The sequence below is a fragment of the Lichenibacterium minor genome (genome assembly GCF_004137685.1).
Lineage (GTDB): Bacteria > Pseudomonadota > Alphaproteobacteria > Rhizobiales > Beijerinckiaceae > Lichenihabitans > Lichenihabitans minor.
The window spans coordinates 1-6680 of record NZ_QYBB01000094.1 but is presented as its reverse complement, the minus strand read 5'-3'; the positions used below and the strand labels follow the sequence as shown (position 1 = coordinate 6680).

5 protein-coding genes and 1 pseudogene are annotated in these 6680 nt (G+C 68.9%); 4 read left to right on the top strand and 2 right to left on the bottom strand.

Annotated features, from left to right (window positions below; genetic code table 11):
* Window positions 1-73: 73 nt before the first annotated feature.
* Window positions 74-2086, bottom strand: coding sequence for an SF1B family DNA helicase RecD2 (gene recD2 / locus D3273_RS26940; protein ID WP_129230029.1), 2013 nt, complete (start codon window positions 2084-2086; stop codon window positions 74-76).
* 268 nt (window positions 2087-2354) lie between these two features.
* On the opposite strand from recD2, the gene D3273_RS26935 reads away from it, so the two are divergent.
* The 4 genes from D3273_RS26935 to D3273_RS26920 all read left to right on the top strand — a co-directional run bounded on the left by D3273_RS26935 (window position 2355) and on the right by D3273_RS26920 (window position 6182).
* Window positions 2355-3707: an SDR family oxidoreductase gene (locus D3273_RS26935; RefSeq protein ID WP_129230028.1), complete on the top strand. Its 1353-nt coding sequence runs from the start codon at window positions 2355-2357 to the stop codon at window positions 3705-3707.
* Window positions 3708-4069: 362 nt separating this feature from the next.
* Window positions 4070-4627, top strand: a complete 558-nt coding sequence (locus tag D3273_RS26930) for a LexA family protein (RefSeq protein ID WP_245501416.1) — start codon at window positions 4070-4072, stop codon at window positions 4625-4627.
* Window positions 4628-4687: 60 nt separating this feature from the next.
* The gene (locus D3273_RS26925; RefSeq protein ID WP_129230027.1) at window positions 4688-4912 is read left to right on the top strand and encodes a hypothetical protein; all 225 of its coding nucleotides are present in this window, start codon (window positions 4688-4690) and stop codon (window positions 4910-4912) included.
* 4 nt (window positions 4913-4916) lie between these two features.
* Window positions 4917-6182, top strand: coding sequence for a Y-family DNA polymerase (locus tag D3273_RS26920; protein ID WP_129230026.1), 1266 nt, complete (start codon window positions 4917-4919; stop codon window positions 6180-6182).
* Between the two features lie 109 nt (window positions 6183-6291).
* On the opposite strand, the pseudogene D3273_RS26915 reads toward D3273_RS26920, so the two are convergent.
* Window positions 6292-6680, bottom strand: a pseudogene (locus D3273_RS26915) (hypothetical protein); the annotation flags it as partial.

Below are 6680 nucleotides of genomic sequence, written 5' to 3'. Positions count from 1 at the left end.
TGCCATCCGCCTCACGCTGCGAGGCCAGCCAATCGCCGTGCCGGCCTGAACGGCAGCACGACCTCGTGAGCAATTACGGGTACTCCGAACCCTGCGCCTTGTGGATCGTCGTCGCGTAGGCCAGCACCAGTTCGTCCAACTCTCCAAAGGCGTAGACAACTTCGCGGCCGTCGAACGTCGCCACGAGGTCGCCGGCCTCCATGTCGATCCGGGCCACGATGCCGAGGTCGCCGTTGTAGACCTCCTTGTCGTAGTCGTTCTCGATCTGCATGACCTTGTCGCCCGGCGCGTAGGTCCAGCCGAACCGCTCCACCCGTACGTCGCCGGGCGGGTTCAGCACCTTCTGCAGCTCGATGTTGAGGGACCGGGCGCCCACGCCGCCACGGTTCATGGGGCAGAGCACCTGCACGTCCCGCACCGGATCGAGGCCGTACGCGAGCGGGATGCGATCCCTCACGACCGCAAGGATCTTGGCGACTGCGACCTCCGGCTCCGCCGCGTCCACGACGTAAAAGTCGGACCGCTCCGCCCCGGCCGGCGTCGCTTCAGGCATCTGGCCGGCGTTGATCCGGTGGGCGTTGACGATGACGCGGCTGGTCGCGGCTTGGCGGAACACCTCCGTCAGCCGCACGACCGGCACGGCGCCGGAGCCGATAATGTCTGCGAGGACCTGGCCCGGGCCCACTGAGGGGAGTTGGTCGACGTCGCCGACGAGCAGCAGCGCGGCGCGCGGCGGCAGGGCCCGGACGAGCGCTTTCATCAGCAGCACGTCTACCATCGACGTCTCGTCGACCACGAGCAGGTCGCACCCGAGCGGGTTCGTCTCGTCGCGCTTGAACCCGCCGTTCTTCGGGTCCGTCTCCAGCAGGCGGTGGATCGTCTTCGCCTCCACACCGGTGGTCTCCGTCAGGCGCTTGGCGGCGCGGCCCGTCGGCGCGCAGAGGGCGACGTTGACGCTTTTGGCCACCAGCACCCTCAGGATCGAGTTCACCAGCGTGGTCTTGCCGACGCCCGGGCCGCCGGTGATCACCAGGGCCTTGCTCGCCACGGCGAGGCGCAAAGCCTCGCGCTGGCTCGGAGCGAGGGTCAGGCCGCCGCGGCTCTCCAGCCACGGGACGGCCTTGTCGACATCGAGGGCCGGCCAAGGCGGCTGGCCGCGCACGAGCGACTGCAGCCGCTCCGCGATGTCGCGCTCGGCCCGGTACAGGCCGGCGAGGAAGATACAGCGGCGCTCATCAAGCGTGTCGGCAACCACGGCACCCTCCGCGAGTTCGAAGGCCAGCCCGGCCGTGAGCCGGTCGGCCGTCACCTCGAGCAGTTCGGCGCCAGTGCGCAGCAGGTCGACCTCGGGCAGGCCGCAATGCCCCTCGTCCATCGCCTCGGCCAGGGCATAGCTGACGCCGGCGCGCACCCGCACCATGGCGTCCTTGGCGATGCCGAGTTTGGCCGCGATCTGGTCGGCCGTCTTGAAGCCGATGCCACGGATGTCGCGCGCGAGGCGGTACGGGTTCTCGCTGATGACCGCCACGGCCTCGGCCCCGTACGTCTTGTAGATCCGCACCGCCCGGCTCGTGCCGACGCCGTGGGCATGCAGGAACAGCATGATCTCGCGCACGACCTTCTGCTCGGCCCAGCCGGCGGCGATGCGCGCGGCACGCACAGGACCGATGCCCTCGACCTCGCGCAGCCGGGATGGGTCGGCTTCGATGACATCGAACACCGCCTCGCCGAAGGCCTTCACCAGCCGTTTCGCATAGGCCGGCCCGATGCCGCGGATCATGCCCGAGCCGAGGTAGCGCTCGATGCCCTCGACCGTGGTAGGCGGCGTCGCCTTCAAAAAGTTGGCCCGGAACTGCAGGCCGTGCGTCCGGTCGTTGGTCCAGGTGCCGGCCGCCTGGATCCACTCGCCGGCCGAGATCAGCGCGGCGTGGCCGATGACGGTGACGAGGTCGCGCTGCCCACGCGCCTTCAGGCGCAACACGCAGAAGCCGTTCTCCTCGTTGTGGAACGTCACGCGCTCGACGAGACCGGCGAGGTTCTCCGTTGGAGCCCCGGAAGACGAGGCCTGCGTCGGGACGAGGCTCACGGCCGACAAGGCCCGGTGAAGAGGTTGCCGAGAGCGCGCCGCCCCAGACACGGCAACCGACGGCGCCGCCGGTCCTCCGTCGCGTCGTGGAGGAGGTGGCAGCGCTGGCAGAGGGCCGCGAGGTTCTGGAGCACGTTGTTGACCTGATCGTGGTCGAGGTGCCTGACGAAGACGGGGATGGCGCCTCGACGCCGGCCATTCAACGCCCGGCTGGACCAATCCTCCGCCCCATTCCGTTACGGCGGTCACGTAGCGCAGGAGACGGGCCATGTCGATCAAGCTCAAGCCGATAGCCGAGCAGGTCATTGTGATCACGGGAGCCTCATCGGGGATCGGGCTGGCCACGGCCCGCATGGCGGCGAAGCGCGGCGCCCGGCTCGTGCTGGCGGCGCGCTCGCGAGGGGCGCTCGACGCCCTCGCGGCCGAGATCGCTGCCGCCGGCGGTCAGGCCCTCGCGGTGCCGACCGACGTGACCAAGGCCGAGGACGTGGCCGCGCTGGCGTTGGCCGCGATCGACCGCTTCGGCGGCTTCGACACCTGGGTCAATGACGCCGGCACGGGAATGTACGGGCGGCTCGCGGACATCCCGGTCGAGGAGATGCGCAAGCTGTTCGACGTCAACGTGTGGGGTACCGTGATGGGCTCACAGGAGGCGCTGAAGCACCTGCGCGTCCGCGGCGGCGCTCTGATCAACATCGGCTCCGTCGAGTCCGACCGCGCCATCGGGGTGCAAGGCCCCTATTCGGCCTCGAAGCACGCCGTGAAGGCTTTCACGGACGAATTCCGCGTCGGCATCGAGGAAGTAGGCGCGCCCGTGGCGGTGACGCTGGTGAAGCCTGGTGCCATCGACACACCGTTCCCGGTCAACGCCAAGAACTATCTCGACAGCGAGCCGCAGCACGTGCCGCCAGTCTATGCCGCCGACACGGTGGCCGACGCCATCCTGCACTGCGCCACAACGCCGACGCGCGACATCTTCGTGGGCAGCGGCGCGAAGGCGATGTCGGCGATGGGACACTGGATGCCGGGCCTGACCGATCTCGCCATGGCGAAGCTCGTCACGCCCGCCACCGAGAGCGGGCACGCTTCGCTGCGCGGGCGCGACGAGAGCGGGCTTGACCGCCCGACGGAGCGGCTGGAGACGCGCGGCAACTATCCCGGCCACGTGCAGGGCGTCAGCCTCTACACCAAGGCGGCCGAGAACCCAGTGGTGGCCGGCATCGCCGTGGTTGGGATCGGCATGCTGCTCGGCGCCCTGGCGCGCCGCACGGCGCCCCACCGGGCGGTGCGGATCACCGGTTCGGCCGACGAGACCGTGGCCAAGGCTTTGCACATCCACCTCGAAGCCCGACCGGGCCGCGAGGAGGAGGTCGAGCGGTTGCTCAACGACATCCTCTACCACGTCGATCGCGAGCCGCGGACTGGCCCCTGGTACGGGCTGCGCTACACCAAGCGAACCTTCGGCATCTTCGAGGCCTTCCCTGACGAGAAGGCACGCGACCGCCACCTCGCCGGCAAGGGGGCCATGACGCTGATCGAGCGCTCGGGTGCCCTACTGGCGAAGCCTGCGCGCATCGACACGCTGGACGTGCTGGTGAGCAAGGAAGTGTTCGTCCACTGATGTTTGTGGCTCAACAAGAGCCGGAGGTATCAGCCGACGTCGTCGAGCACCTTTCCCCTTGAAGGCGGCTGCAGCCTCCGCAGCGGCCCTTGGCGCGGCAGCACCAGATCGAAACCGAAAGGCCGCGCCAGGCGAGCGGGTAAAGCCAGCGGCGGTGCTGGCTGATCAGCATGGGACCTCGCGCCGTCGACAGGGTGAAGAAGGGCGGCGCGCGGCGGGTCGCCCCCCCCCCCCCCCCGCGGGATGGCTCGACCCGGGCAAGCGAGCGCCCCCACGTCCGTTTCCGAAATCGTGGTCGGAACTCCTTGCGAATCACCGCCGTTCCGGATTTGATTGCGTTACGAAATCAGACGGAGCCGGCCATGAACGAGGTATCGAAGCGGGGCGGGCGCCGGCCCGGCGCTGGGCGACCAGGCGGCCCGTCCGAGGTCGTGCGGCTGCCCATTCCGATCGCGGCCATCGCCCGTCGCATGAAAGATGGCAGCCTCCGCGCTGGCGACATCAACGCCTTTCTCGACATCTCGGCCCATACGACGGCGGCCGTGCCGCTCGCCTCCACCTCGGCCGCGTGCGGCTTCCCGAGCCCGGCCGACGACTACATGGATCGGCCGCTCGACTTCAACGATCTGCTCGTGAAGAACCCGGCCGCCACCTTCGCGGTGCGGATCTCGGGCGAGAGCATGCGCGACAAGGGCCTCTACCCGGGCGACATCGCCGTGGTGGACCGGGCCCGCTCGGCCGTCAGCGGTTCCATCGTGCTCGGCCTCGTCGGCGGCGAGTTCACCATCAAGACCTACCGGATGAAGGCGGGCGGGATCGTGCTCGAGGCCGCCAACCCGGACTTCCCCGACATCGTCATCACCGAGGCTTCGGCTTTCGAGGTGTGGGGCGTCGTCACCGGCATCATCCGGACGTTCTGACCCTCGCGCCTGCTCGACCGACCACCGCCCCCATCCGACACCCAGCGAAGGAGGCTCGCCATGCGAGTCGGCGACCCCGTGCGCCTACGGCCCGACAGCCCTCTCCGCGAGCGGCTCGCGCCCTTCGCCGACGATGTCGGATGCGTGGTCGACACCTATCAGGATGACGATGACGACGGGCTGCGCATCGCGGTGGCCTACCCCGACCAGCTCTATGGGTGGCTGACGCCGCTGTCGGCCGAGGAGTTCGTCCTCGACCATAGCCGCCCCGACGAGCCGTTCTGACGCCATGGCCCGCCCCATCGCGCTGGTCGACTGCAACAACTTCTATGCCTCCTGCGAGCGGCTGTTTCAGCCGCAGCTCCGTGGTTTGCCCATCGTCGTGCTGTCGAACAACGACGGCTGCGTCATCGCCCGCTCGAACGAGGCCAAGGCGCTCGGGATCGTCATGGGTGACCCGTGGCACCTCGTGAAAGACCGCCACGCCGGTAGCGGCATCGTGGTGCGGTCCTCGAACTACACCCTCTACGGCGACCTGTCGGCGCGGGTGATGCGCGTGCTGTCGGACTTCAGCCCCGAGCTCGAGGTCTACTCGATCGACGAGGCCTTTCTCGGTCTCGGCGGCTTCGAAGGACGGCTGGAGGCGCATGCCCGCCAGCTCCGCGCCACGGTGCTGCAGTGGACGGGCATCCCGGTGTCGGTCGGGATCGCGCCGACGAAGACGCTCGCCAAGGTGGCGAACCGCACCGCGAAGAAGGACCCGGCTTCGGGCGGCGTGTGCGTGCTGCTGACCCGCGCGGCGCAGGACGAGGCGCTCGGCCGCCTGGAGCTGACGGACCTGTGGGGTGTCGCCGGCCGCATGGCCGAGCGCCTGACCGCCCTCGGCATCGCGACGCCGCTGCAGCTGCGCGACGCCGATCCAACGATCGTACGCCGGCACACCAGCGTGGTGATGGAGCGGATGATCCACGAGCTGCGCGGGACCCCGTGCCTCGACCTCGAGCGCCACAGCCCGGACCGGAAGAGCATCATGGCGACGCGGTCTTTCGGCCGTCCGGTGGCGCTACGGCGCGAGATGGAGGAGGCGGTGGCCAGCCACACGGCGCGGGCCGCGGAGAAGATGCGCCGGCAGGGCCTCGCCACGGCCAGCCTGATCGTCTTCGCCCACACGAACCGCTACCGGCCGGACCAGCCGCAGTACGGCGGCACGCGGCCAGTGCAGCTTACCGTGGCGACGGCGGACACGGGGCGGCTGACCAGGGCGGCCATGTTCGGCCTCGACTGCATCTGGCGCGACGGCTTCAGCTACAAGAAGGCCGGCGTGGTGTTCCCGACGCTGATCAAGGCCGGCGCCGTCCAAGGCTCGCTGTTCCTCCACCCCGACGACCCGCGCAGCAAGACGCTGATGGCATCGATCGACGCGCTGAACCGGCGGTACGGCCGCGGCACGATCGCCTATGGGACTGCGACAGGGGCGAAAGGCTGGACGTTGCGTGCCGAGCACCTGTCGGCCCGCTACACCACGCGATGGGGCGATCTCCTCGCGGTTCGGTGACCCTCGTCCTCTGCCCGTTCGGTACCGACACCCCCTTCTCGGCATTCGGACGGTCCGCAGCCGGACGATCTCCCGAAAGGCGATAACTCCAACCGGGTCTGCCTCGCGCTTATGTCCGGGACGTGATCCGGGCCGCGGTACGGATGTCCGCGATTTGCGTCCCTACTGCCTGCAAGTTTTGCCGCATGTCGTTGAAGACTGGTTGGGTCCCTTCATGATCGCTGATGGTGATAATGGCTGTAAATGGCACGCCTTCGTCAGGCATCGCTACTCCAGCGCGCGTCAGGTATTCGATAAATAATCGCCAATTCGAGGAGGGGCCAACACCCTGGGGGAAGGTCTTGCCGAGCACCTTTACAGGACTCCACTTCAGATCGTGCTCGATGAGCTCCGCTTCTATGGCCGGCGCCTCACCTCTCGGGTAATTGCTCACGAGGTCGTGCTGCCGTTCAGGCCGGCACGGCGATTGGCTGGCCTCGCAGCGTGAGGCGGATGGCA